The organism is Nocardia huaxiensis, assembly GCF_013744875.1.
GTDB classification, from domain to species: Bacteria; Actinomycetota; Actinomycetes; order Mycobacteriales; family Mycobacteriaceae; genus Nocardia; species Nocardia huaxiensis.
The window spans coordinates 5946296-5970503 of sequence record NZ_CP059399.1 but is presented as its reverse complement, the minus strand read 5'-3'; the positions used below and the strand labels follow the sequence as shown (position 1 = coordinate 5970503).

Genomic DNA, 24208 nt, shown 5'->3' with positions numbered 1-24208 from the left:
ATCACGCTGCGCGGCAGGGTCGTCAGCCTCGGTGCGGCGGGCGACCTCGCCGACGGGGTGGTGTCGTTCGACGGCCCGCTGCTCGACTATGTCGGCCCGGCCAAGGAATTCATCGGCGAGATGCCGCCGCCGCCCCGCGAACCGGTGGTGATCCTGCCCGGCCTCATCGATGTGCACTGCCACGGCGGCGGCGGATTCGGTTTCCCCGAAACCGATCTCGCGGGTGTCGACGCGGCCGCGAGCTTCCATCGCGGGCGCGGCACCACGACCCTGGTGGCCTCGCTGGTGTCGGCGACCGAAGCCGAATTGCGCGAGCGGATAGACGTTCTCGGCCCCGCCATCGATTCCGGCCTGCTCGCGGGCATCCACCTCGAGGGCCCGTTCATCAGCGAACACCGCCGGGGCGCACACGATCCGGACCGTATCCTGCCCGGCGACCCGGCCATGCTGGACCGGCTGCTCGACTACGCGGGCGGGCGCATCGTCTCGGTGACCGTCGCCCCGGAAACCGCCAACTTCGATGCCCTGGCCGACGTGCTCGCCGCCGCGAATGTGGTGCTGTCCCTGGGCCATACGGTCGCCGACTATCGGCGTTCCGTGCACGCCATGCGCCGCGGCTGGCGGGTGTCCATCACCCACCTGTTCAATGCCATGCCCGAGCTCGCACACCGCGACGCGAACTTCCTGACCGCCGCCATGGCCGCCGCCGGGCGCGGCGATGTGGTGGCCGAGGTCATCGCCGACGGCGTGCATCTCGCCGACGGGACCGTCCGCATGGTGTTCGACACCCTCGGCGCGGACAACCTGGCCCTCATCACCGACGCCATGGCCGCGGCGGGCTGCCCCGACGGCCGCTATCACCTGGGCAGCCTGGATGTAGTGGTCACCGACGGGGTATCGCGCCTGTACCAGCCCGACGGTGCAGGCTCCATCGCCGGTGGCACGGCGTCGGCGTCGGATGTGCTGCGCCGCACCGTCTTCGATGCCGGAGTGGATCTCGCCGCCGCGGTCACCGCCGCCACCGCCACCCCGGCCCGGCTGCTGGGCCTGGCCGACCGCATCGGCGCGCTGCGCCCCGGCATGCGTGCCGACGTGCTCGTCACCGACCATCATTTGACCCCATTGACCGTGTACAAGGACGGAATCCCATGGAACTCGTGATCACCGACAACGCGGCCGAAGCCGGTGTGCTGGCGGGCCGCATCATGGCCGACCATGTGCGCCGCGGCGCCCGCGCCATCGGCCTGGCCACCGGCTCCTCCCCGCTCGGCGCGTACCGGGAACTCATTCGACAGCATCGCGAGGAGAACCTGAGTTTCCGTGGTGTGCACGCGTTTCTGCTCGACGAGTACATCGGCCTGCCGCCCGGCCACCCGCAGTCCTACGCCCAGTTCATCCGCGACGAATTCACCTCGCACGTGGACTTCGCCGACAACCTGGTGCACAGCCCCGACGGCCAGGCCGCCGACATCCCGGCTGCCGCAGCCGAATACGAACAGATGATCGCGGCCGACGGTCCCGTCTCGGTGCAGATCCTCGGCATCGGCGCCAATGGCCATATCGGCTTCAACGAGCCCGGTTCCTCCCTCCGCTCGCGCACCCGCGTCAAGACGCTGACCCCGAAGACCCGCGAGGACAACGCCCGTTTCTTCGACGACGACCTCTCCCAGGTCCCCACCCACGTCCTCACCCAGGGCCTCGGAACCATCAGCGACGCACAGCATCTGCTCATGATCGCCACCGGCTCCGGCAAGGCCGACGCCGTCGCGACGGCCGTCGAGGGCCCGGTCTCCGCCTTCTGCCCGGCGTCGATCCTGCAAATGCACCCGCACGTCACCGTCATCGTCGACCCCGCCGCGGCAGCCAACCTGAAGGCCGTCGACTACTACCGCTTCGCGGTCGAGAACAAGCCCTCCTGGCAGAGCTTCTGACGGGTCGGCGCAACGCGCCGGGGCTGTCCGCTGACCAGGATTCGGACTGGGCAATGCCGCCGTCACCGGGATACTCGTGCGAATATCCTTGCGGCGAAAGCCTATTCAGAATCGAGCCCAGATGACGACTCCGCCGCTGTCCTTCGGTACGGACGCGCCCCTGCACGAGATCATGACCACGACGCGCGCCATGCGCCGGCTCAAACCCGACCCGGTACCGCGCGAACAGCTCGAGCAATTGGTCCAGGCCGCCACCTACGGACCCAGCGGCGGCAACAATCAGTCGTATTCGTTCGTCATCGTCACCGATCGCGAGCCCATTGCGCGGCTGGCGCCGGTGTGGCGGCGCATCGTGGACTACTACGTCGCCTCCCAGACCCCGCCGCCGCACGTGGATGCCGAGTCATGGGGGCGCACCATGGCCGCCCTGCGCTACCAGGGCGATCATTTCGAGGACACCCCTGCCTTGATCATTGCCTGCTACGACTCGCGCGGCATGGTCGAACGCATGCTGCGGACCGGCCGCGAACAGCTTTCCGCGCTGCGTTCGCTCGGGCCGCGCGCCGGTTTCAGTCTGGCGCGCAATATGTTCCGGGCGAAGATCGCCTCGGAGGGTGCGTCCGTCTACCCGGGCATCCAGAACCTGCTGCTGACCGCCCGCGCGCTCGGCCTGGCCGCCACCATGACCACCTGGCACACCTTCTTCGAGCAGGAATTCAAGGCGATTCTGGGCATTCCGGCGCAGGTCGGCATCTATGCGATCGTTCCCGTCGGCAAGCCCGCCGGGCGCTTCGGCCCTGTCACCCGCCAGCCGGTGGCCGACGCCATCCACTGGCAGGGTTGGTAGACGATTCGGACCGTGCCCGACGCGGGGCGATGGGTGCGGACAGGTCAGCGTTCCGGGTCGGCGGGCCGGCGATCCGCCAGTACGCGCGTGCGAACTCCGCTGGCGCGCAGGCGAGTCGCCGACAAACCGAAGGTGGTGCGGAAGCGGTCGGCGAAGTGCGAAGGGCTGGCGAATCCGGCTTCGACCGCAGCGGTGGTCAGGTCGAGGCCCGCACCGGTCAGGGCGGCGGCGCGCAGGAGCCGGGACCACTGCCGGTAGCGGCGCAGACTCGTGCCCGTCTCCTGTCGGAACAGGTGCAGGAAACGGGATTCCGAGAGACCGGCCCGCCCGGCCAACTCGGCGGCCGTGACCGGCGCGGCGGGATCGGCGCGAATCGCCTTGGCGGCCTCGGTGATCCGTGCATCCATCCGGTGCTGTGGGGCGGGTGCGGCCAGCTCGATCCACGTACTCGCCCGGCGGTCGAGAGCGTCCGCAAGGGTCGAATCGGTTGTGGCGCGGGCGGGCCCGGTCCCGTCACCGAGAACGGGCGCACCGGTGGCGAGCGACGTGGGATCGGAGCCTGGGGAGACGCCGGTCGCGATCAACTCGGTCCCGAGCGCGAGGAGCGCATCGGCCTCGGCATGCCGGATGCCTGTCGCACCGGCCCGTTCCGACATCCGTGCACGGCATGCCTCGGCCCGGCGTGAGGTGGGGTCCAGGTAGGCGAAGATCATTCGGCCGTCGTGGCTGATCAGCTGGTGGGTGGTGCGCGGCGGGATGAGCGCGGTCGTGGTCGTCAGTGGATCGGCGTCGCCTACACGCAGGGTGTACGGCCGATCCACGCCGACCGCGAAGCACCACACCGAACCGGAGTGTGGGCCGAGATTCAGTGACGGTCCCGCGTAGAGTGCGTGACCCGGCCACAGCCACACCGTCGGGTAGCAGGTTTGCGGAAGCGCGTTGATCTGCTCCTGGGTCACGCTGACTTCCTCACTTCGGTTCGTCTGGGAGGCAACAGTTGACCACCTTCATCGCCATTGTCGTCGCCGTCTTCTTTCTCGGTATGGGCGGTTACGCGCTCGCGCTGCCGGGCGCGGTGCTCGCCATGTTCGGGTTGCGGGCCGAGGATCCGCGAGCGCGGTATGAGGTCCGGGCCGTGTACGGCGGATTCGGAATCGCCATGGCCGCGATTCTGGGTGTCGCCGCCGCGCAATCCGGTTCACTGCGGACCGGTATTCTGCTCACTGTCGCCGCCGCGCTCGCGGGGATGGCGGCCGGGCGTGTCGTCGCCGCTGCGCTGGACGAACGCACCGGGTTCTACCCGGTCTGGTTCTACTTTGTGGTCGAAGCCGTGGCCGCGGGCGCGCTGTTCGCGGTCGCCTGAACGGACACACCGGACCGGAGGGCCGATAATGCTCTCCATGGCCGAACGTGCAGCGAGTCGGACGGCGGTGCTGGTTTGTCAGGCCCGCGCCGTGGGGGATGGGCGGTTGGGTGTGGGGCGGTTCTCCGATCCCCTCGCGATCGAGCTGCTGCGCGAACCGGAGATACCGCCGGTGACGCTGGCCCGTTCCGGGGTGGCGCCCAGCTCGTTCGGGGATCGCGTCGAGTTCGAATTGCTCACCACCACAACGGATATCCTCGTCACCCGCACGGTCGCCATCGATGACGCGGTGCGCGAGAAGGGGAACCCGCAACTGGTGATCCTCGGCGCGGGCCTCGACGCCCGCGCGTGGCGCATGCCGGAACTGGCCGGGGTGCGCGTGTTCGAAGTGGATCATCCCGCCTCGCAGGCCGAGAAGCGGGAGCGCCTGGGGGAGCGTGCCCCCATCGCCGAAGTGCGGTTCGTGCCAGTGGATTTCGCGCACGACGAACTCGGCACGACGCTGGCCGAGCACGGTCACGACGAGACGGTTCCGACCACCTGGATCTGGGAGGGCGTGGTGCCGTACCTCTCGCCCGACGAGGTCACCGCCACCGTCATCGAGGTGGCGAAACGCAGCGCGCCCGGAAGCAGGCTGCTCGTCTCCTACCCGACGCCGTCACCGCTGTCGGCCACCGTCGGGCGCAGGATGCTGGGCGTGCTGTTCCGGCTGGCAGGTCGGCGCAGTCCGCTCGCCGGGGAACCGTGGCGTTCGGCGTGGACGCCGGAGCAGATGCGAGACCTGCTCGTGGAGCACGGTTTCTATGTGGTCAGCGATGTCGACCAGCTGACCATCGGGGAGGAGCTGGGCCTCGGGATCCGGCGCAAGTCCGCGGTCGGCCGCGGTCAGGTGGCCGTCGCCGATCGCGGGTAGCCGGATCGGCGTCGGCGGGTATCAGGCCGCGACGGGCTCGGACACCGTCGCGGGAACCGGTTCGCGCGTGCGCATGGCCGCCCACAGCGCGGCGGTGGCGGCGGTGCACGCTGCCGCGCCGCCGACATGCACGGCCACCAGGGCGGCCGGCACATCGGTGAAGTATTGGACCAGACCCACCAGCGCCTGACTGCACACCAGTGCGATGAGCACGATGAAGCGCGCGCGAATCGCCTTGTTCATTCCGACCGCCGCGAGGCCGAAGCCGAGACCCACCAGCAGTGCCAGATAGGCGACGAGCAGTTCCGCGTGCAGATGCACCAGGGTGACGATCTCCACCTGGAGCCGTTCCACCGGACGCTCCAGGCTCTTGTCGCCGGCGTGCGGTCCCGCGCCCGTAACGAGCGTTCCCGCAACGAGAGTCGCGGCCAGCGCCACTGCGCTGAGCACCGTGAGCATGCGCAAAGGTTTGGGCACCTGCACGACTTGCACGCCGTCATCGGGTTCGCTGATCTTGGCGTACAGCAGCACCGCCAGCCACACCATGACCATGGAGGCCAGCAGATGCACAGCGACCGTCCACCACAGCAGTCCGGTGCGCACGGTGATGCCGCCGATGATCGCCTGCACCACGGTGCCGCCCGGCATCATCCACGCGTAGACGAGCACCTCGCGCCGCCGCCGCGCCCGCGTGACCGCCAGCACCACCACCGCCGCGAACAGTGTCACGACGAAAGTCAGCATGCGGTTGCCGAATTCGACCGCCTGATGCAGCACCGGCACCTCGGCCACCGTCACCGGCACGAAACTGCCGGGGAAGCACTGCGGCCAGGTGGGGCAGCCGAGTCCGGAGGCGGTGACGCGGACGATGGCTCCGGTCACCGAGATTCCGGCCTGGGTCAGGATCACCGCGAAGGCGATGAGGCGCTGGGCCCGCAGCGATGGCAGCGGGAACAGGTCGGCGAGTCGCTGAATGGCGCGAGATAGCACGAACCGATGGTAGCCGGGCGGTATGTCGCCCGGTCACCGGGGCTACTACAACGTGTCGTGGGACAACGCTGGGAAGCGGGTCAGTCGAAGCGGAAGAAACGAGTGGCGAGGAAGCCGCCGATCCCACCCCAGCCGGCCAGCACGGCCAGGCCGTACCAGTCGATGCTGTTGTGCATGGCCTGTTCGAGGCATTCCGACAGCGCACCCGAGGGGACGGCCCGCGCGATGAGGCTCACCGCGTTCGGGATGTCGTCGGACATGAGCACGAGGCTGCCGATGCCCAGCATGACGAACCACAGGATGTTCGCCAGCGCCAGCACGATCTCGGCCTTGAGCGTGCCGCCGAGCAGCAGGCCCAGGGCGGCGAAAGTGGCTGTGCCGAGGGCGATCACGATGGCGCCGAGCAGTAGTCCGGTGAGTGCGGGCCGCCAGCCGAGCGCGAATCCGATGCCGCCCAGCAGAATCGACTGCAGTACCACCACGATCAGCACGGCGGCGCACTTGCCCGCGACAATGCCCCAGCGCGGAAGTGGTGTCGCCCCCAGGCGTTTCAGCGCCCCGTAGCGGCGGTCGAAACCGACGGCGATGGCCTGCCCGGTGAAGGCGGTGGACATGATCGCCACCATCATGACCGCGGGCACCACCTTGTCCACGCGATGCTCGCCCAGCCCGCTGAACGGCAGCAGCGTCAACCCGATCAGCAGCGTGATCGGAATGAACATGGTCAGCAGCAGCTGTTCCCCGTTGCGCAGCAACAGGATCAGCTCGAGCCGGGTCTGTGCGGTGAGCATCTTCGCCCGCGTGGTGGGGCGCGGGTCGGGGAGGAAGGTGCCGGGTGCGAAGCGGTTGGCGGTCTCGGTCACCCTCGCAGCTCCCGTCCGGTCAGTTCGAGGAACACGTCTTCCAGGCGGCGCTGGTCGATGCGGATATCGGTGGGCAGCACGTCGATGCGCGCACACCAGGCGGTCAGGGTGGCCAGCACCTGCGGGGTGATGTCACCCTGCAGCAGGTAGGAACCCGGCGAGGTCTCGCGCGGCGAGAACCCTTCCGGCAGTGCGGCTTCCAGCAGCGTCAGGTCGAGTTTCGGCGGCGCGGTGAACGCCAGCCGCCCCTCGGCCCCGTGCGAGGTCACCTCACTGGGCGTGCCCTGCGCGACGATGCGTCCGTGGTCGATGATGACCAGCTGATCGGCGAGCTGCTCGGCCTCGTCCATCATGTGCGTGGTCATGAGCACGCTGACCCCGTCGCGCCGCAGCGCGTCGATGAGCTCCCACACCAGATGCCGGGCCTGCGCGTCCAATCCGGCCGTCGGCTCGTCCAGGAACACGATTTCGGGCCGCCCCACCAGCGCGCACGCCAGCGCCAGCCGCTGCTGCTGGCCTCCCGACAGCCGCCGATACGGCGTCCGCCGCGCCTCCGACAGTCCCAGAATGTCCAGCAGCCAAGCCGGATCCAGCGGATCGGCCGAATACGAGGCGACGAGATCGAGCATCTCCCCGGCGCGCGACCCCGGATACGCGCCGCCGCCCTGCAGCATCACGCCGATGCGCGGGCGTAGTCGGTCCGAGTCGGCGATCGGGTCCAGGCCCAGCACCCGCACGCTCCCGGCGTCGGGGGTCACGAACCCCTCGCACATCTCGGTTGTGGTGGTCTTGCCCGCCCCATTGGGCCCGAGCAGTGCCAGCACGTGCGCGCGTTCGAGTTCGAAGCTGATGCCGTCGACCGCGGTGGTCTCGCCGTAGCGTTTCACGACGCCGTCTACGCGTACGGCGGGTCCGGAAGCTGCGGTCACGGATGTACACCGTAGGTGGTCACCCGGTGTGACGAGCACTACACCCCGCCGACGTGGTGTTTCGGGGCGCTCGAGACCGGCCGGTCGTCGCCCGGATCGCGGCGGTGCTGCCAGGGCAGCGAGTTGCGGGTGGCCAGGATGAGGACCACGCAGGTGACCACGGTGATGATGGCGGCGTAGATGAGGACGAAGGGGGTGATGTCGCGGCCGGTGGGCATGAGGAAGACGCTGACCACGGCGGATGCCACGGTGGCGGGGATCCGGAAGGCCGGTCGGTTCGCCCAGGCTGCCAGCGGGATGATGCCCCACAACAGGTACCAGGGCTGGACCACCGGGAACAGCAGGACCACGAAGCCGAACGACACACCCAGCGCGCCAACCGGATTCAAGCGGCCGGAGTAGGTGGCGATGAGCATGCGGATCACGATGATCGCTGTCACCACACTGCCGATCGGGCGCGTCAGGGCGAGCAAAGCCGTTGTGTGATCGCCGATTCCGAGCAGCACGCCACCGAAGGCGGTGGCCACGGCGATGGCGGTGGGCAGCGACATCCAGCTGCGCACGGCGCTGGCGGTATTGAGGGTGGCTATCCAGCCGAAGCCGAGGCCGCTGATCACGCAGACGGTGACGGCCACGAAGCCCGTCACCACGCCGAGTAAAGCGGCCGATCTGACGAGCGCGCGCCAGCCTCCGCCCCAGTATCGGGTCAGAGCCATCCAGATGAAGGCCATGGCCAGCATGGACGGAATCTTGACCATCGACGAGAGCGCGATGACCGTGACCCCGGCCAGGAACAGGGCCAGGGTCGAACCCCTCAGTGGCCCGCCGAATTCCAGTGCGCGCAGGCAGAATTCCATGCCGACGAGCATGAGCCCGATCATGAGCGCCTCATTGTGCGCGCCCGCCACCAGATGGAACAGCACCAGCGGATTGGCCGCACCCAGCCACAGCGCGGCGACGCTGGACACGCCGCAGCGGCGCGCGAGCCGGGGCAGCGCCCACACGATGCACGCGACACCGATCAGCGCCACCAGCCGATGCAGCAAAACTCCGGCAATAATGTTGTCGCCGGATATTTCGGCGATCCCGCGCCCGATCCACAGCGATAACGGCCCGTAGGGGGCGGGTGTTTTCTGCCAGATTCCGGAAACCTGTTTGGTGAGCGGATTATCCAGCGTCAAGCCCTGTTCGGGCCCCACCGAATACGGATCGAGTCCGCGCGCGGCGATTTCACCCTGCGCCAGATACGAATAGACGTCATTGCTGAACATCGGCGGCGCGATGGACAGCGGAATGATCCACAGCAGCAGCGTGCGATCCAGCTGCGAGCGCGTCACCCGGCGAATGCCGCGCGACGGCAGGCCGAGGGCGAACCGGCCCATCAGCAACCACGACAGCATGACCACCGCGGTGCCGACCATGGTGATGGCCAGCGTCGCATTGTAGGTGCGCGCGAGCAGGCCCAGCAGCGCCTTGCCCGAGGTGGGATTCTGCAGGGTCGGCTGGGCGCCGAGCCCGAGCGCGCCGAGCGCCATCATGACCGCGCCGGTCGCGCCCAGCATGCGGACGCGATCGAACTGGGTCTTCTCGCGCGCATTGAGCGGCTGCGAGACGGCCTCGTTCTGGTGCAGGTCACCGACCGTATGGTCGCGCGGCGACACGTCCAGGCCGATGATCCGGCGGCCGAATTCGATGACGCCGTGCACGGCTTCGGTGCGACGAGGGCCACGCGGGGCGGTCATTACGCCGGATGGGCTACTCCCGCTGGCCTTCTCATCGCTGTCACCCGCCGTCATGCGGGTCAGCGTAGCCGATCGGGCGCGGACCACCCGGTTCGGTTGCGGGCGGCGCTCCGGCAGCGATTACTCAGTGACGCGGTTCGCCCGCGGCCGCGAGCCGATCGGCTCGTGCCGACAATTTCACCTCGGAGTTCGTCATGGCGAAAGCAGTAGAGAAGAGCCGCGCCGGATTTCTGGCCGCGCACACCGGGCTGGGTCTGGGATCGAATGGATTGCCGATGAGCGTGAAGCAGGCGGTCCACGACGGCGACACCGTCACCGTCGATCCGATCGGCAATATCAGCACCCGATTCCTGGGAATGGACACGCCGGAGGTGAGTTTCTCGCTGCCCGCGAATCCCGACGCCTTCCCGCACATCGATTCCCCGCAGTGGGCGCAATTCCTCACCGATCCATTCGCTGCCGGATTGCCGCCCTTCGATCCACCGCTGCCGCCCAGCCTGGAAGCGGATCTGCGCGCCCGCACCGGCCCGGACTGCGCGGCCAATCACGCCCGGCACGCCGAGGCCGCGCACCGGGCGCTGGAGGGATTCATCGAGAAGGACCGCACCGACCGCGGCCTCGACCTTGCGGATATGCGGTTCTTCCTGGCCTTCGCCGGGGACGTGTTCGATCGCTACGGCCGCTTCCTCACCTACATCAATATCGAGGTGGCCCAGCACGAGCCGCGCCCGCCGACCTACAACGAGCGCATGCTCGCCGGTGGCTGGGCGCTGCCGTACTTCATCTGGCCCAATATCAATCCCTTCCGCAAGCAGTCCAGCACTGTCGACGCGGTACCCGTTCCGGGGCAACCGATCTCGGATCCGAGCCTGAACAGGGCCCGGCAGGCGGTGGGCGCCGCACGGGCTGCCAGGCTGGGCGTGTTCGCGCGGCAGGATCCCTTGGCGCTCATGCCATCCGAGCTGCGCATGCTCGCCCGCACGGTCGGCAAGGGCGCGGCGGGTTTCCGGCCCGGCCCCGACCGCTGGGTCATCGACCTCGGCGCGGCCGACGACACACTGCTCCCGCCGGCGCACTATCACGAGGTGCCGCTGCCGGAGGACCGGCTGTTCGTGCCGGTGGAATTCGTGCCGCTGTTCGTCGAGAAGGGTTGGGTGAAGGGATGATCCGGCGTCTGCGGGTCTGGACGAACCACGATCGATAGCGCGAATCCCGCCGCCGCTGTCGGACCCCGCCCATACTCTGAATTGATGGTTTCGGAGTCCAAACGGCGGATCGAGATGGCAGCGGCGGGTCTGCTGGCCCGGCACGGCTATCACGGATTCGGATTGAAGAAGTTGAGCGAGGCGGCGGGCCTACCGTACGGCTCCATCTACCACCACTTTCCCGGTGGCAAGGAGGAGATCGCCGTCTCGGCCATCACCGGCACGGGAGTCCTGGTGGGGCGCATGATCTGTCAGGCGCCTCCGGATGTGTTCGCCACGGCGGCAACACTGTTCGACTTCATGGCCGTGAAACTGGCCGAGTCGGGCTGGACCGACGGCTGCCCGGTCGGCACGCCCGCCCTCGATGGCGGCAGCGATGTGGATGCGGTTCGCGCGGCATGTGTCTCGGCTTTCGAGGCCATGGCGCGCGGCTTCACCGACATGCTCGCCGAGATGGGGCTGCCCGAGGTCGAGGCGTACGAGCTGGCCACCACGGTGGTCGCCGCCTACGAGGGCGCGACCCTGCTGGCCCGGGTGCGGCGTTCGGAGGAGCCGTTGCACACCGTGTCACGGGCGGTGGCGCGATTGATCCGGCTCAGCGTCGCGGAAATCGATGCCGCGGAGGCCAATTCGCCGTAGCCTGGGAATTGGAAAGAACGTTCTAGTGAAGGTCCGCCCATGAAGCGACTGCTACTCGACGGCCCCGGCGCGCTGCGCTGGGAGGACTGTCCCGAACCCACCCTCGATTCCCCGGACCAGGCGCTGGTCCGCCCGGTCGCGGTGGCCACCTGCGATCTGGATCCCGCTGTGCTCCAAGGTCGTTTCCCCAATCCCGGGCCCTATCCGTTCGGCCACGAAGGCGTCGCCGAAGTGGTCGCGGTGGGGGAGGAGGTGCGCACCGTCGCCGTGGGCGACCACGTGGTGGTGCCCTTCCAGATCTCCTGCGGCGCCTGCCCGGCCTGCCTGCGCGGGCACACCGGCAACTGCACCGCCCACCCGTTCATGTCCACCTACGGCCTCGGCACCATGGGCGGTCTCGAATGGGGCGGGCTCTGGGCCGATCTCACGCTCGTCCCGCACGCCGACGCCATGCTGGTCCCGATGCCGCAGGGCGTGGACCCGGTGGCCGTGGCCAGCGCCAGCGACAATATTCCCGACGCCTACCGGGCCGTCGCGCCGCAGTTGGCCACCGATCCCGGTGCGGAAGTGCTGGTGCTCGGTGGCGGCGCCGCCCCCTCGATCGGTCTCTACGCCGCCGGTCTGGCCGTCGCGCTGGACTCGGCCCGCGTCGTCTATCTCGACACCGACCCCGAACGGCTCTCCCTCGCGGCGAAACTCGGCGCCGAAGCCGTGGAGGGCCCGTCCGATTCCCGTGTGGGGCGCTTCCCGGTCACCGTGGAAGCCGCGGGCGGTCGCCGCGCGCTGATCGCCGCCATCAATGCCACCGCCAATGACGGCTGGTGCACCAGCGTCAGCGTCCAGACCAAGGACGTCCCCATGCCGGTCTTCGGAATGTATTCGCGCTGCTGCACATTCCACACCGGCCGCGCTCACGTCCGCCCGGCCATTCCCGCCGTCCTCAGCCTCGTCGCGGCGGGCCGGTTCGATCCGTCCCTGGTCACCACGACGGTGGTCGAGCGCACCGATTCCCTCGAGGCGCTGCTGGAGGCCCCGATGAAACTGGTCGCCGTGCACTGACCCGGCCCCGAAACAAACCTCCACTATCGAATGACGGATGCCCGGACGGGTACCCGGAGGAAAACGCGTCGTCCACGGGAAGGCACAGATGTTCGACGGGTTCTCCGAATTCGATATCGACGTGTCCGGCACCACGATTCACGGGCGCTGCGGTGGCTCCGGGCCGCCCGTGCTGCTGCTGCACGGGATACCCGAAACGCACCTCATGTGGCATCGGGTCGCGCCGGAACTCGCCCGTCACCACACGGTCGTCGCCACCGACCTGCGTGGCTTCGGCGCCAGCGGCAAACCCGAGAGCACTCCGGACCACAGTCCCTACGCCATGAGCACCCTCGCCAGGGATCAGGTGGCCGTCATGGCCGAACTCGGCTTTCCGCGCTTCGCCGTGGCCGGCCACGATCGCGGGGCCCGGTGCGCCTACCGCATGGCCCTCGATCATCCCGAAGTCGTCACCGCCCTGGCGGTTCTCGACATCATCCCCACCGGTGACGTCTTCGACCACAGCGATCACGACCTGTGGCTGTCGCACTGGGTGTGGACCTTCCTGGCCGCCCCGCGCCCCATCCCGGAGATCATGATCGCCCGCTCGCCGTCGACGTTCGTCAATCACATGCTCGACAGCTGGTCCAGCGATCCGTCGGTCTTCCCGCCGTCGCTGCGCACCGCCTACATCACCAATTTCGCGACCCCGCAGGGTATTCGGGCCATCTGCGAGGAGTATCGCGCCGCCGCCACCATCGACTATGCCGACGATCACCGTGACCTGGGCGTCCGCCGGATCGAATGCCCGGTGCTAGTGCTGTGGGACGAGAAGGGTTTCGTCGGCCAGTCCTTCGACCCCCTGCGCGTCTGGCAGCGCTGGGCCCCGGACGTGCGCGGAAAACCCTTGCGCGGCGGCCACTTCCTGCCCGAGGAGAACCCGGACGAGGTGGCCCGCGAGCTGCTGGACTTCCTGTCCGCCTGAGCCCGGCCGGTCGGCCGAGCGCGTCGGGCAGGGCTCTATTCTCGATCGAGTGGCAATTCGACCGATCCTCATCGCCGGTGATCCGCGCCTGAGCGCGCCGGCCGTTGCCGTCACCGAATTCGATTCGGAGCTGGCGGCTTTCGTGGACACCCTCTTCGAGACCAATACCGCCGCGCGCGGGGCCGGGCTGGCGGCCAACCAGATCGGTGATCCTCGGGCCGTTTTCGTATACGACCTGATGGCCGACGGTGTGCGGCATCGCGGCTACGTGGTGAACCCGGTGCTCGAGACGTCCGAGATTCCGGAGACCATGCCCGATCCGGACGACGATATCGAGGGCTGCCTGTCGGTTCCCGGCGAGTGGTATCCCACCGGCCGCGCCGACTGGGCAAAGGTCACCGGCGTGGATGTCGAGGGCAACCCGGTCGCCGTCGAGGGCACCGGCTATCTCGCCCGCTGCCTGCAGCACGAGACCGACCACCTCATCGGCCACCTGTATCTGGATCGCCTCATCGGCCGCAATCAGCGCGCGGCCCGCAAGATGATCAAGGCCAATGGCTGGACCGAGCCCGGTCGCTCATGGCTGCCCGGCCAGGATGTGGATCCCTTCCACGGCTAGGTCGCAGACCTCACCGGACGGGTTTTCGGTGCGTGCGGCTTGCGTAATTACGCCCGATTCGGACGGTTCGTCAGTGCAGCAGGTCACACCCGAGGGCGTTCCCGCAGGTCGCCCTCGTTAAGTCAGGCAAACCTTACTGGATCGCGGAATGTATTTCCGTCACACTTGTGTTGTGAAAACCGTGGGTTTGCGGAATGCGGGAACAGGCACCGGGCGCCGAAAGGGCGCCCGGACTGTTGTCGTGCCCGAGCCCACCGGTGAAGGCCACACCCGTGAGGCCGTCATCCAGCTGCTGCTGGAAGAGGGGCCGATCACCGCGACCGCCATCGGCGAGCGGCTGGGGCTCACGCCCGCCGGGGTGCGCAGGCACCTCGAGGCGCTCATCGAATCGGGCGAGGCACGGGCCACCCGCTCGGCCAAATGGCAGCAGAGCGGGCGGGGCCGACCGGCCAAGCAGTATCAGCTGACCTCCACCGGCAGGGGCCGGCTGGGCCATGCCTACGATGACCTCGCCGGTGCCGCGATGCGACAGTTGCGTGAGATCGGTGGCGACAAGGCCATTGTCGATTTCGCGCGCAAGCGGGTCGGGGCCATTGTCACGGGCATCGATCGGCTCAAGGGGCACACCGCCGCCGAGACCGAGGCCAAGGCCGAAGAGATCGCGGACGCGTTCTCCGAGGCCGGGTTCGCCGCGTCGACCCGGAAAGTCGGTGCGGGCGTGCAGATCTGCCAGCACCACTGCCCGGTGTCGCATGTGGCCGAGGAATTTCCGGAGCTGTGCGCCGCCGAACTGGAGGCGTTCCGGGAGATTCTCGGCACGCACGTGCAGCGGCTGGCCACCATCGCCAATGGCGACTGCGCGTGCACCACGCACGTGCCGTTGCTCATGCCGACCGTCAAACCGAATACCGCTAAGAAGACCGCACGACCTGCCGTTGCTCAGCCCGCAACGACCTCTACACACGACTCCGGAAGGAGTGCCGAATGACGACGACCGCCGACCAGGCGCAGCCGCTGACCCAGGAAGAGACCATCGCGTCGCTGGGGAACTATGAGTACGGCTGGGCCGACAAGGATGTCGCCGGTGCCAGTGCCAAGCGCGGCCTGTCCGAGGACGTCGTCCGCGACATCTCGGCCAAGAAGAGCGAGCCCGAATGGATGCTCGACTTCCGGCTGAAGGCGCTGCGCATCTTCGACAAGAAGCCCATGCCGAACTGGGGTTCCAACCTCGAGGGCATCGACTTCGACAACATCAAGTACTTCGTGCGGTCGTCGGAGAAGCAGGCGGCGTCGTGGGAAGAGCTGCCCGAGGACATCAAGAACACCTACGACAAGCTCGGCATCCCGGAGGCGGAGAAGCAGCGCCTGGTCGCCGGTGTCGCCGCGCAGTACGAGTCCGAGGTCGTCTACCACTCCATCCGTGAGGATCTGGAGAAGCAGGGCGTCATCTTCCTCGACACCGATACCGGTCTCAAGGAGCACCCGGAGCTGTTCCAGCAGTACTTCGGCTCGGTCATCCCGTCGGGTGACAACAAGTTCTCCGCGCTGAATTCGGCTGTGTGGTCGGGTGGTTCGTTCATCTACGTGCCGCCGGGCGTGCACGTCGACATCCCGCTGCAGGCGTACTTCCGCATCAACACCGAGAACATGGGTCAGTTCGAGCGCACGCTGATCATCGTCGACGAGGATGCCTACGTGCACTACGTCGAGGGCTGCACCGCGCCGATCTACAGCTCGGACTCGCTGCACTCCGCGGTCGTGGAGATCATCGTGAAGAAGGGTGGCCGCTGCCGGTACACCACCATTCAGAACTGGTCGAACAACGTCTACAACCTGGTCACCAAGCGGGCCAAGGCCGAGGCGGGCGCGACCATGGAATGGGTCGACGGCAATATCGGCTCCAAGGTCACCATGAAGTACCCGGCCGTGTGGATGACCGGTGAGCACGCCAAGGGCGAGGTGCTCTCCATCGCCTTCGCCGGCGAGGGCCAGCACCAGGACACCGGCGCGAAGATGCTGCACCTGGCGCCGCACACCTCGTCGAACATCATCTCCAAGTCGGTGGCGCGCGGCGGTGGCCGTGCCTCCTACCGCGGTCTGGTGCAGGTGAACAAGGGCGCGTACGCGTCCAAGTCGACCGTCAAGTGTGATGCGCTGCTGGTGGACAACATCTCTCGCTCCGACACCTACCCCTACGTCGACATCCGCGAGGACGACGTGACCATGGGCCACGAGGCGACCGTCTCGAAGGTGTCCGAGGATCAGCTGTTCTACCTGATGTCGCGCGGTCTCACCGAGGACGAGGCCATGGCGATGGTGGTGCGCGGCTTCGTGGAGCCGATCGCCAAGGAACTGCCCATGGAGTACGCGCTCGAGCTGAACCGCCTGATCGAACTGCAGATGGAAGGAGCCGTCGGCTGATGGCCGTCGAGAACGTTGCCGAAGCCGCAGAGGCTCGTACGCCCGCAGTGAACAAGGGCGAAGTGTTCGCGTCGTTCGACGTGAACGCCTTCGAGGTGCCGTCGGGTCGGGATGAGGCGTGGCGCTTCACCCCGATGCGCCGCCTCAACGGCCTGCACGACGGCACCGCCGTGCGTGACGGCCGGGCCACCGTCGAGGTGACCGAGGTCGCCGGTGTGACCGTGGAGACTGTGGAGCGCAACGACTCTCGCCTCGGCGAGGGCGGCGTGCCCACCGATCGTGTTGCCGCGCAGGCGTACTCGGGCTTCGAGCAGGCCACCATCGTGTCGGTCGGCGCGGAAACCGAAGTGGCCGAGCCGGTCACCGTGACCATCACCGGTCCGGGCGAGGGCAAGGTCGCCTACGGCCACCTCCAGGTCCGCCTGGGCAACTTCGCCCGCGCCACCGTGGTCGTGGACCAGCGCGGCAGCGGAACCTACGCGGAGAACGTGGAATTCGTGCTCGGCGACTCCGCCGCGCTGAATGTCGTCATCGTCCAGGACTGGGCCGACGACACCGTGCACGTCACCGCGCACCACGCCAAACTGGGTCGCGACGCCACCCTGCGCCACACCAATGTCACCCTCGGTGGCGATGTGGTGCGCCTGACCGGCAATGTCCGCTACGCGGGTCCGGGCGGCGACGCCGAACTGCTGGGCCTCTACTTCGCCGATGACGGCCAGTTCTTCGAGCAGCGCCTGCTGGTCGATCACTCGCAGCCCAACTGCAAGTCGAACGTGCAGTACAAGGGTGCGCTGCAGGGCGATCCGAACTCCTCGAAGCCGGACGCGCACACCGTGTGGGTGGGCGATGTGCTCATTCGCGCCGCCGCCGAGGGCACCGACACCTACGAGGTGAACCGCAACCTGGTGCTCACCGACGGCGCGCGCGCCGACTCGGTGCCGAACCTGGAGATCGAGACCGGCGAGATCGTCGGGGCCGGACACGCTGCCGCCACCGGGCGTTTCGACGACGAGCAGCTGTTCTACCTGCGCTCGCGCGGTATTCCGGAGGAGGCGGCGCGACGTCTGGTCGTGCGCGGCTTCTTCCACGAGATCATCCTCAAGATTTCGGTCCCCGAGGTCCGGGAGCGGCTCGAGGCGGCCATCGAGGCCGAACTCGCCGCTGTCGGCGTCTGATCACATACTTCCCACTCCCGCAAAGGAATTCGAATTCGATGACCACCCTGGAAATCAAGGACCTGCACGTCGAGGTCGCCAACCCCGATGAAAACGGCGAGCCCATCAAGATCCTCAAGGGCGTGAACCTGACCGTGAAGTCGGGCGAGACCCACGCGATCATGGGCCCCAACGGTTCCGGCAAGTCGACCCTGTCGTACGCCATCGCGGGCCACCCCAAGTACACCGTGACCCAGGGCTCCATCACCCTCGACGGCGAGGACGTCCTCGAGATGTCCGTCGACGAGCGGGCGCGCGCCGGCCTGTTCCTGGCCATGCAGTACCCGGTCGAGGTTCCGGGCGTCTCCGTCTCCAACTTCCTGCGCACCGCCGCGACCGCCATCCGCGGCGAGGCCCCCAAGCTGCGCACCTGGGTGAAGGAAGTCAAGGAGAACATGGCCGAGCTGGAGATCGATCCGGCCTTCGGCGACCGCTCGGTGAACGAGGGCTTCTCCGGTGGTGAGAAGAAGCGCCAGGAGATCCTGCAGCTGAGCCTGCTCAAGCCGAAGATCGCCATCCTCGACGAGACCGACTCGGGCCTCGACGTCGACGCGCTGCGGATTGTTTCCGAGGGTGTGAATCGTTACAAGGAGCGGGAGACCGGCGGCGTGCTGCTGATCACCCACTACACCCGCATCCTGCGCTACATCCAGCCCGACTTCGTCCACGTGTTCGTGGGCGGTCGCATCGTCGCCGAGGGTGGCCCGGAACTGGCCGAGGAACTCGACGCGAATGGCTACGTGCGCTTTACCGCGGCGGGCCGCGAATCCGATACAGCTGCTGCAGTAGGAGCTTAAGAACTATGACCACCACGGTGCCCGCTTTGGACGTCGCCCGCATCCGCGCCGACTTCCCGATCCTCAGCCGCACGGTGCGCGACGGAAAACCCTTGGTCTACTTGGATTCCGGAGCCACCGCGCAGCGGCCGATGGAGGTGCTGGAGGCTGAACGCGATTTCCTCGTCCAGCGCAATGCGGCGGTGCATCGTGGTGCTCATCAGCTGGCCGAAGAGGCCACCGATGCCTACGAGGGCGCTCGCGCCGACATCGCCCGCTTCGTGGGCGTGCGCGCCGACGAGATCGTGTTCACCAAGAACGCGACCGAGTCGCTGAACCTGGTGACCTACGCCTTCGCCGACGACCGGTTCCCCTACCACGTCGGCCCCGGCGACGAGATCGTCATCACCGAGCTCGAGCATCACGCGAATCTCGTTCCGTGGCAGGAGCTCGCGCGCCGCACCGGCGCCACCCTGAAGTGGTACGGCATCACCGACGACGGTCGCATCGATCTCGATTCGCTCGAATTGTCTTCGGCCACCAAGGTTGTCGCGTTCACCCACCAGTCCAATGTCACCGGTGCGGTCGCGCCGGTGGAGGAATTGGTGCGCCGCGCAAAGGAAGTCGGCGCGCTGGTGGTGCTGGACGCCTGCCAGTCGGTGCCGCACATGCCGGTGAACTTCCGTGAGCTGGGCGTCGACTTCGCCGCCTTCTCCGGCCACAAGATGCTCGGCCCCTCCGGCGTCGGCGTGCTGTACGGCCGCTACGCGCTGCTCGAGGAGACCCCGCCGTTCATCACCGGTGGTTCCATGATCGAGACCGTGTTCATGGACCACTCCACCTTCGCCGCCCCGCCGCAGCGTTTCGAGGCCGGAGTGCCGATGACCTCGCAGGTCGTCGGATTGGGTGCGGCCGTGCGGTATTTGGAAGCGATCGGCATGGATGCTGTTGCGGCGCACGAGCACTCGCTCGTCACCGCGGCGCTCGAGGGCCTGTCCAAGATCAGCGGTGTCCGCATCATCGGCCCCGCCGACACCGTGAACCGCGGTGGCGCAGTGGCTTTCGTGGTCGACGGCATCCACGCCCACGATGTGGGCCAGATCCTCGACGACGAGGGTGTGGCCATCCGTGTCGGTCATCATTGCGCCTGGCCGCTGCACCGCAGGTTCGGTGTGGCCGCGACCGCCCGCGCCTCCTTCGCCGTCTACAACACCCTCGACGAGGTCGACGCGCTGATCGCCGCCGTGCGGAAGGCCCAGAGCTTCTTCGGAGTTGCATAAGTCATGCGCATGGAGCAGATGTACCAGGAAGTCATCCTGGACCACTACAAGCACCCGCACCACCGCGGCCTACGCGAGCCGTTCGGTGCCGAGGTGCATCACGTCAACCCGACCTGCGGTGACGAGGTGACCCTGCGCGTGCAGCTCGACGACAAGGGCGACGTGGTCGACGTCTCCTACGACGGCCAGGGCTGCTCCATCAGTCAGGCGTCCACGTCGGTGCTCACCGATCAGGTCATCGGCCTGCCGCTGCAGCAGGCCATGAAGGTCGTCGAGGCTTTCGACGAGATGATCACCAGCCGCGGCACCGTCGAGGGCGACGAAGACGTGATCGGCGACGGCATCGCCTTCGCCGGCGTCGCCAAGTACCCGGCCCGCGTGAAGTGCGCCCTGCTGGGCTGGATGGCGTTCAAGGACGCCGTGGTGCGGATAGCCTCCGCCGAGGAAACCAAGTCGCCGGCGCTTTCTACCGAAACAGTCAACGGGGAGACGAAAACCGATGAGTGACACCACCGAACAGCCGGCCGAGGTCCAGCTGACCCCGGAGGAGATCGAGCACCTCGAGAACCTCGAGGAGGCCATGCGCGATGTCGTCGACCCCGAACTCGGCATCAATGTCGTCGACCTCGGCCTGGTCTACGGCCTCAAGGTCGAGGATCAGATCGCCAAGATCGACATGACCCTCACCTCCCCGGCCTGCCCGCTGACCGACGTCATCGAAGACCAGGCCCGCAACGCCCTGGTCCGCAGCGGCCTCGTCGAAGACCTCCAGATCAACTGGGTCTGGATGCCCCCGTGGGGTCCCGACAAGATCACCGAAGACGGCCGGGACCAGTTGCGCGCCTTGGGTTTCACCGTCTAGTCGCACAGCACCCCGATGCGGGCCGATCCCTCTGGGGTTGGCCCGCATTGCGTTGCTGGAGTAGGTGTTTCGCAATGGGAGGGCCATCGATCCGGACGGTCTGCGCGGCATTGGTTCCCACGGCCGGCTCCACGAGTGCCGGGCTAGCGGTGCATGACGTGGTGGTAGACGCGCTCGTAGGGCTCGGAGGTGACGCCCAGGTCGCCGCGGAAGGGCTGGTCGAGGGCGGCTATGAGGAAGATAATCGTGCCCAGGAAGAAGGCGAGCAGGCCGCCCAGGAGCAGGTGGACGGTGCGGCTGGTCAGGTCGTAGAAGCTGAGCAGGGCCAGGGTGATGGCGCCGCCGAGGACGATGGCCCACCAGAGCACATCGGGCAGGCTGGAGGCGGCCGCGCCGATGCGGTGGCGGCGCTGTTGATCGAAGTCCGCGAACTGGTCGATGGTGGCGGCGTGCACGATGGATTCGGCTTCGGTCCGGGGCTGGAAGGCCAGCAGGTGTTCCTGGAATCGGGTCACCAGGGCGGTGCCACCGGTGGGTTCGTCACCGCGTCGCAGCGCGGGCCAGGCGACGGTGATGACATTGTCGGTGTAGGCCGCCAGATCCTGCCGGAGCAGGCTGCGCTCCGGTTCGGGGTAGGCCGACACTTCGCGGTAAAGCGTACTGAGAGTGGCGGATTCGTCGGCGACAACCGACTTCGCCGCATCGTAGGACTCTAGCCCGGCCACCGCGATCAAGCCCAGCAGCAACCCGTAGAAGATGCCGCCGACGGTGAGCACCACGGTGATCATCTCGTCCTTCGCCCGCTCCGCGCCGAAAGACTTCGTCACCACCGGGCGCAGCAGCAGGACGCCCCCGCATTGCAGGGCCACGGCAACGCCGGTGACGGTCAGGTAGCCCGCCCACGCGGGTAAATCGTGGATCCAGCTCAGCATGCGCACTCCCGCGTATCGCTGCAAGGAATCACGTTCGGCCGCGGAAACGGCCGGATGCCCATATTATTAGCGGAAAATTTGCCGTGGTTGTGTGGGTTCCCGACCATCCGAATCGCGCCGTGACGGCGCCGAACGGGCAGCGGAGGTTACCGGCATGGACTGTGCGGAGTTGGCTCGGCGGACACGGGACGATGCGCGATTGCTCGCGGAGCGGGCGCAGGCGTTGCGGGATATCGCGGATCGGGTCGGGGGAGCGGGGACCGCGCCGGACTGGTTCGAGCGAACCGTCGGTGAACACATCGAGCGCTGCCTGATCGCCGCGGGCGATCTGGCCGAGGCGGCGGACCGGCTCGACGAGCACGCGCGGGCGATCTCTTCCGTCCGAACCGCCGGGCCTGTCGTGCGAGTCGCCGTGCCGGGGATGGGCCGACTATGACGGCTACCGCCGACCTCGCCGGGAACAGCGGTGTCTACACCGGCGAACTGGAGGAAATACGCAGGGCCGCAGTGGAAATCGCCCGCGTGGCGAATGACATTCGCGAGGTGGGGGAACGGATCACCGAAACGCTCACCGGCAGTGGACTGCTCGGCACCGCGGTTCGCACGCCCCGGACCGGGCTGCCCGCCGAACGGGCGCTGCTGCGCGCCGGGATGAACCCGCGCGGGCTCGGATATCCCTTGCAGCAGGGCGTGATCGGTGGTTCCGCGCGGCGGTTGAGCATTCTCACCGGGCACGAGAGCCTGGACGCGTTGATCGCGGTCACCTCGCTGCGGCTGCGCATCGCGGCGGTGGCGCGGCAGCATCCGGAGATCGTCGAGGACGAGTTGGTCGCGGATCTGGTGGCGGCCGTGGAATCCGATCGTTCGCTCGAGGCCGTGCGGGCGCTGCGCAGGCTGGTGCGGGAGCGGGGACTGGGCGACACCCTGCATCACATCGCGCCCATCATCACAGAAATGCTCGCTGTCAACGCGCTGCTCGACGACAACCCGTGGAACGACACGGCCGGCTGGGAGATCGCGTGCGGGCGGCCCGTCACGCAGATACCGCTGTTCGGCGTGACCGTCGACGCCGTGTGCCGCTGGGATGTCGGTACGGGAGACGCGCATCCGGTCGCCTTGGAGCCACACGAGCAGGCGCTCATGAGCACCGAGGGCAGCGTGGTCGGATTCCTGCGGAACCTCGCGGTGCTGGAGAACAATGGCCGCGTCTATCTGCAGGAGATGCGGGGGAGCGACGGTGTCGTGCGGTATGCGGTGTTCGCGCCCGGCATGCAATGTGGCATGCCGCGCAACGATTCTCCGCAGGATCTCGTCGGCGCGTGGCGCAATACGCTGAAGAACGAGTCACCGTATACGCGGGCGCTGGGGAAGAGCATCGCCGCGTTCGGTGTCCCCGACGGCGCGGAGATCGCACTCATCGGTCACAGCGAAGGTGGTGCGGCCGTGATGAATCTGGCGCAGGACCCGGCATTTCACGGCCGGTATCGCGTCACGCATGTGATCGCGGTCGGCGCACCGGTGGACTTCAAACAGCCGCCGGAGAACGCCTTCGTCGCCACCATCACCAATCAGCACGACCTGATCCCCAGCCTGGACGGCCAAGGCCCCGGATCGCCGTTCCATCACCAACCCCATTGGTACGTGGTCGATTACAGCGACGGCACCCATCAGTTCCCGGACTGTCACCATGTCCTGAAGTACCTCGACAATATGCGCGACGACCTGCCCGAAGCCCGCGCGCACCTCGACGCGGCGCTGCTCCCATACCGTGGCCCGGTGCAGCGCGACCAGGCCTATCGCATCTACGACGAAGTCCGCGCCCCCGACGGCTTCCCGTTTCTCACCGTCGCCACCGCTACCGTCCCGACCTCCTCCGGCATGATCGAACTGCCGGTGCGCTGCTCGGACAGCGCCGCCGTCACCGCCTTCTTCCTCGCCGATGCCGACATCGCGCGAAAAGAACTGGGGGCGACGGGCTTACAACCCGCTCTCCTCGGAAACCACGCCATCGTGATGGTCGCGGCCCGCCACTTCACCCGCACCACGATCGGCGCGTTCGACGACCTCGCGATCGGCATCGCCGTGCACGATCCGTGGCAGCAGCGCCGCCTGCGCGTCTGGACGGACTTCCTGGCCAAGGGCGACCGTCGCGGCTCGGGCATCCATATCACCGATGTGGCCGCCGGTGCTGCCCGCGCCGCCACTCTCGCCACCGAAATCTGGGGATACCCCGCCTTTTCCGCCTCGGTCGACGTGTCATTGACGCGTGGCCGCCTGCACGCCGCGGCCATGGTCGACGGCGACACGGCTCTCACGCTCGACGGCCCTCTCGGCCCGTGGCTGCCGGGCCCGGAGCTGGACCTGGTCACCTATTCCATCCTGCACACGCGCACGCTGCGCGCACTCATCGACACTCGCGGCGGCCAGCGTGTCCACCCGGCCCCGCGAATCCGCCTGCGCGCCGGAACAACTCACCCTATGTCCGACCGGGTGCGCCGCCTCGGTCTGGACGGAGCCCGCCCCTTCCTCGCCTTCTCCAATCCGCACTATCAGGCCAGACTCGATGCGGGCGTGGAGGTGTCGGTCCCCGTGCTGACCTGATCCGCGTGGGGCGAGCCGATGTGCGGCAACACGCGTGCGACCGCGCGTCGGCGGT

The 24208-nt window shown here is 67.9% G+C and carries 25 protein-coding genes; 19 read left to right on the top strand and 6 right to left on the bottom strand.

The window, feature by feature from the left end; all coding sequences use genetic code 11:
- The 3 genes from H0264_RS27020 (at position 1) to H0264_RS27010 (ending at position 2778) form a co-directional block, all read left to right on the top strand.
- Positions 1-1161 carry an N-acetylglucosamine-6-phosphate deacetylase gene (locus H0264_RS27020; protein ID WP_181585851.1) on the top strand — a complete coding sequence of 387 codons (1161 nt, stop codon included), beginning with the start codon at positions 1-3 and terminating at the stop codon, positions 1159-1161.
- The gene (nagB, locus tag H0264_RS27015; protein ID WP_181580158.1) at positions 1149-1931 is read left to right on the top strand and encodes a glucosamine-6-phosphate deaminase; all 783 of its coding nucleotides are present in this window, start codon (positions 1149-1151) and stop codon (positions 1929-1931) included. Before H0264_RS27020 ends, nagB begins: the two co-directional genes overlap by 13 nt.
- A gap of 121 nt (positions 1932-2052) precedes the next feature.
- Positions 2053-2778, top strand: a complete 726-nt coding sequence (locus H0264_RS27010; RefSeq protein WP_220139848.1) for a nitroreductase family protein — start codon at positions 2053-2055, stop codon at positions 2776-2778.
- 44 nt (positions 2779-2822) lie between these two features.
- Here the strand turns inward: H0264_RS27010 and H0264_RS27005 are convergent, their stop codons facing one another.
- On the bottom strand, positions 2823-3737 hold the full coding sequence (locus H0264_RS27005; protein WP_181580157.1) for a helix-turn-helix domain-containing protein: 915 nt from the start codon (positions 3735-3737) through the stop codon (positions 2823-2825).
- A gap of 38 nt (positions 3738-3775) precedes the next feature.
- Between H0264_RS27005 and H0264_RS27000 the strand changes: the two genes are divergently transcribed.
- Entirely contained in the window at positions 3776-4141 is a 366-nt protein-coding gene (locus H0264_RS27000) for a DUF4345 family protein (protein WP_181580156.1), read from the top strand.
- A 37-nt stretch (positions 4142-4178) separates the two neighbouring features.
- Complete coding sequence (locus H0264_RS26995) at positions 4179-5054, top strand: class I SAM-dependent methyltransferase (protein ID WP_181580155.1); 876 nt, start codon at positions 4179-4181, stop codon at positions 5052-5054.
- 21 nt (positions 5055-5075) lie between these two features.
- Here H0264_RS26995 and H0264_RS26990 read toward each other — a convergent pair whose 3' ends face one another.
- From H0264_RS26990 to mptB, 4 genes are all read right to left on the bottom strand, one after another.
- The gene (locus tag H0264_RS26990) at positions 5076-6044 is read right to left on the bottom strand and encodes a COX15/CtaA family protein (RefSeq protein ID WP_231085154.1); all 969 of its coding nucleotides are present in this window, start codon (positions 6042-6044) and stop codon (positions 5076-5078) included.
- Positions 6045-6124: 80 nt separating this feature from the next.
- Complete coding sequence (locus tag H0264_RS26985; protein ID WP_231085155.1) at positions 6125-6907, bottom strand: ABC transporter permease; 783 nt, start codon at positions 6905-6907, stop codon at positions 6125-6127.
- The gene (locus H0264_RS26980) at positions 6904-7836 is read right to left on the bottom strand and encodes an ABC transporter ATP-binding protein (RefSeq protein WP_181580154.1); all 933 of its coding nucleotides are present in this window, start codon (positions 7834-7836) and stop codon (positions 6904-6906) included. Before H0264_RS26980 ends, H0264_RS26985 begins: the two co-directional genes overlap by 4 nt.
- 38 nt (positions 7837-7874) lie before the next feature.
- Positions 7875-9578 (bottom strand): polyprenol phosphomannose-dependent alpha 1,6 mannosyltransferase MptB, encoded by a 1704-nt coding sequence (gene mptB / locus H0264_RS26975; RefSeq protein ID WP_181585847.1) that lies wholly within the window; start codon positions 9576-9578, stop codon positions 7875-7877.
- A gap of 194 nt (positions 9579-9772) precedes the next feature.
- Between mptB and H0264_RS26970 the strand changes: the two genes are divergently transcribed.
- From H0264_RS26970 to H0264_RS26915, 12 genes are all read left to right on the top strand, one after another.
- Positions 9773-10744: a hypothetical protein gene (locus tag H0264_RS26970; protein WP_181580153.1), complete on the top strand. Its 972-nt coding sequence runs from the start codon at positions 9773-9775 to the stop codon at positions 10742-10744.
- A gap of 84 nt (positions 10745-10828) precedes the next feature.
- Positions 10829-11422 (top strand): TetR/AcrR family transcriptional regulator, encoded by a 594-nt coding sequence (locus H0264_RS26965; RefSeq protein WP_181580152.1) that lies wholly within the window; start codon positions 10829-10831, stop codon positions 11420-11422.
- Between the two features lie 39 nt (positions 11423-11461).
- Positions 11462-12481, top strand: a complete 1020-nt coding sequence (locus H0264_RS26960; RefSeq protein WP_181580151.1) for a zinc-dependent alcohol dehydrogenase — start codon at positions 11462-11464, stop codon at positions 12479-12481.
- 37 nt (positions 12482-12518) lie between these two features.
- On the top strand, positions 12519-13445 hold the full coding sequence (locus H0264_RS26955) for an alpha/beta fold hydrolase (RefSeq protein ID WP_220139847.1): 927 nt from the start codon (positions 12519-12521) through the stop codon (positions 13443-13445).
- 49 nt (positions 13446-13494) lie between these two features.
- The gene (locus H0264_RS26950) at positions 13495-14064 is read left to right on the top strand and encodes a peptide deformylase (RefSeq protein WP_181580150.1); all 570 of its coding nucleotides are present in this window, start codon (positions 13495-13497) and stop codon (positions 14062-14064) included.
- A 148-nt stretch (positions 14065-14212) separates the two neighbouring features.
- A complete protein-coding gene (locus tag H0264_RS26945; protein ID WP_181580149.1) occupies positions 14213-15052 on the top strand; it encodes a helix-turn-helix transcriptional regulator in 840 nt (279 codons plus the stop codon).
- Positions 15049-16485: a Fe-S cluster assembly protein SufB gene (sufB, locus tag H0264_RS26940; protein ID WP_181580148.1), complete on the top strand. Its 1437-nt coding sequence runs from the start codon at positions 15049-15051 to the stop codon at positions 16483-16485. The genes H0264_RS26945 and sufB overlap by 4 nt, the downstream gene beginning before the upstream one ends.
- The gene (gene sufD, locus H0264_RS26935) at positions 16485-17663 is read left to right on the top strand and encodes a Fe-S cluster assembly protein SufD (protein WP_181580147.1); all 1179 of its coding nucleotides are present in this window, start codon (positions 16485-16487) and stop codon (positions 17661-17663) included. The genes sufB and sufD overlap by 1 nt, the downstream gene beginning before the upstream one ends.
- Before the next feature lie 38 nt (positions 17664-17701).
- The gene (gene sufC / locus H0264_RS26930) at positions 17702-18499 is read left to right on the top strand and encodes a Fe-S cluster assembly ATPase SufC (protein ID WP_181580146.1); all 798 of its coding nucleotides are present in this window, start codon (positions 17702-17704) and stop codon (positions 18497-18499) included.
- Positions 18500-18504: 5 nt separating this feature from the next.
- Complete coding sequence (locus H0264_RS26925) at positions 18505-19758, top strand: cysteine desulfurase (RefSeq protein WP_181580145.1); 1254 nt, start codon at positions 18505-18507, stop codon at positions 19756-19758.
- 3 nt (positions 19759-19761) lie between these two features.
- Positions 19762-20265 carry a Fe-S cluster assembly sulfur transfer protein SufU gene (gene sufU / locus H0264_RS26920; RefSeq protein WP_181580144.1) on the top strand — a complete coding sequence of 168 codons (504 nt, stop codon included), beginning with the start codon at positions 19762-19764 and terminating at the stop codon, positions 20263-20265.
- Positions 20258-20620 carry a metal-sulfur cluster assembly factor gene (locus tag H0264_RS26915; RefSeq protein ID WP_181580143.1) on the top strand — a complete coding sequence of 121 codons (363 nt, stop codon included), beginning with the start codon at positions 20258-20260 and terminating at the stop codon, positions 20618-20620. The genes sufU and H0264_RS26915 overlap by 8 nt, the downstream gene beginning before the upstream one ends.
- A gap of 143 nt (positions 20621-20763) precedes the next feature.
- On the opposite strand, the gene H0264_RS26910 is transcribed toward H0264_RS26915, so the two are convergent.
- Positions 20764-21552 carry a bestrophin-like domain gene (locus tag H0264_RS26910; protein WP_181580142.1) on the bottom strand — a complete coding sequence of 263 codons (789 nt, stop codon included), beginning with the start codon at positions 21550-21552 and terminating at the stop codon, positions 20764-20766.
- Between the two features lie 154 nt (positions 21553-21706).
- Between H0264_RS26910 and H0264_RS26905 the strand changes: the two genes are divergently transcribed.
- Positions 21707-21988: a hypothetical protein gene (locus H0264_RS26905; RefSeq protein ID WP_181580141.1), complete on the top strand. Its 282-nt coding sequence runs from the start codon at positions 21707-21709 to the stop codon at positions 21986-21988.
- Positions 21985-24153: an alpha/beta hydrolase family protein gene (locus tag H0264_RS26900; RefSeq protein ID WP_181580140.1), complete on the top strand. Its 2169-nt coding sequence runs from the start codon at positions 21985-21987 to the stop codon at positions 24151-24153. Before H0264_RS26905 ends, H0264_RS26900 begins: the two co-directional genes overlap by 4 nt.
- Positions 24154-24208: the final 55 nt, after the last annotated feature.

Excerpts from the sequence above, each read along its gene's own strand:
- nagB (WP_181580158.1), top strand. The coding sequence starts at position 1,149 with ATGGAACTCGTGATCACCGACAACGCGGCCGAAGCCGGTGTGCTGGCG.
- H0264_RS27010 (WP_220139848.1), top strand. The coding sequence starts at position 2,053 with ATGACGACTCCGCCGCTGTCCTTCGGTACGGACGCGCCCCTGCACGAG.
- H0264_RS26995 (WP_181580155.1), top strand. The coding sequence starts at position 4,179 with ATGGCCGAACGTGCAGCGAGTCGGACGGCGGTGCTGGTTTGTCAGGCC.
- mptB (WP_181585847.1), bottom strand. The coding sequence starts at position 9,578 with ATGACCGCCCCGCGTGGCCCTCGTCGCACCGAAGCCGTGCACGGCGTC.
- H0264_RS26970 (WP_181580153.1), top strand. The coding sequence starts at position 9,773 with ATGGCGAAAGCAGTAGAGAAGAGCCGCGCCGGATTTCTGGCCGCGCAC.
- H0264_RS26965 (WP_181580152.1), top strand. The coding sequence starts at position 10,829 with ATGGTTTCGGAGTCCAAACGGCGGATCGAGATGGCAGCGGCGGGTCTG.
- H0264_RS26960 (WP_181580151.1), top strand. The coding sequence starts at position 11,462 with ATGAAGCGACTGCTACTCGACGGCCCCGGCGCGCTGCGCTGGGAGGAC.
- H0264_RS26955 (WP_220139847.1), top strand. The coding sequence starts at position 12,519 with ATGCCCGGACGGGTACCCGGAGGAAAACGCGTCGTCCACGGGAAGGCA.
- H0264_RS26945 (WP_181580149.1), top strand. The coding sequence starts at position 14,213 with ATGTATTTCCGTCACACTTGTGTTGTGAAAACCGTGGGTTTGCGGAAT.
- sufB (WP_181580148.1), top strand. The coding sequence starts at position 15,049 with ATGACGACGACCGCCGACCAGGCGCAGCCGCTGACCCAGGAAGAGACC.
- sufD (WP_181580147.1), top strand. The coding sequence starts at position 16,485 with ATGGCCGTCGAGAACGTTGCCGAAGCCGCAGAGGCTCGTACGCCCGCA.
- sufC (WP_181580146.1), top strand. The coding sequence starts at position 17,702 with ATGACCACCCTGGAAATCAAGGACCTGCACGTCGAGGTCGCCAACCCC.
- H0264_RS26925 (WP_181580145.1), top strand. The coding sequence starts at position 18,505 with ATGACCACCACGGTGCCCGCTTTGGACGTCGCCCGCATCCGCGCCGAC.
- sufU (WP_181580144.1), top strand. The coding sequence starts at position 19,762 with ATGCGCATGGAGCAGATGTACCAGGAAGTCATCCTGGACCACTACAAG.
- H0264_RS26915 (WP_181580143.1), top strand. The coding sequence starts at position 20,258 with ATGAGTGACACCACCGAACAGCCGGCCGAGGTCCAGCTGACCCCGGAG.
- H0264_RS26910 (WP_181580142.1), bottom strand. The coding sequence starts at position 21,552 with ATGCTGAGCTGGATCCACGATTTACCCGCGTGGGCGGGCTACCTGACC.
- H0264_RS26905 (WP_181580141.1), top strand. The coding sequence starts at position 21,707 with ATGGACTGTGCGGAGTTGGCTCGGCGGACACGGGACGATGCGCGATTG.
- H0264_RS26900 (WP_181580140.1), top strand. The coding sequence starts at position 21,985 with ATGACGGCTACCGCCGACCTCGCCGGGAACAGCGGTGTCTACACCGGC.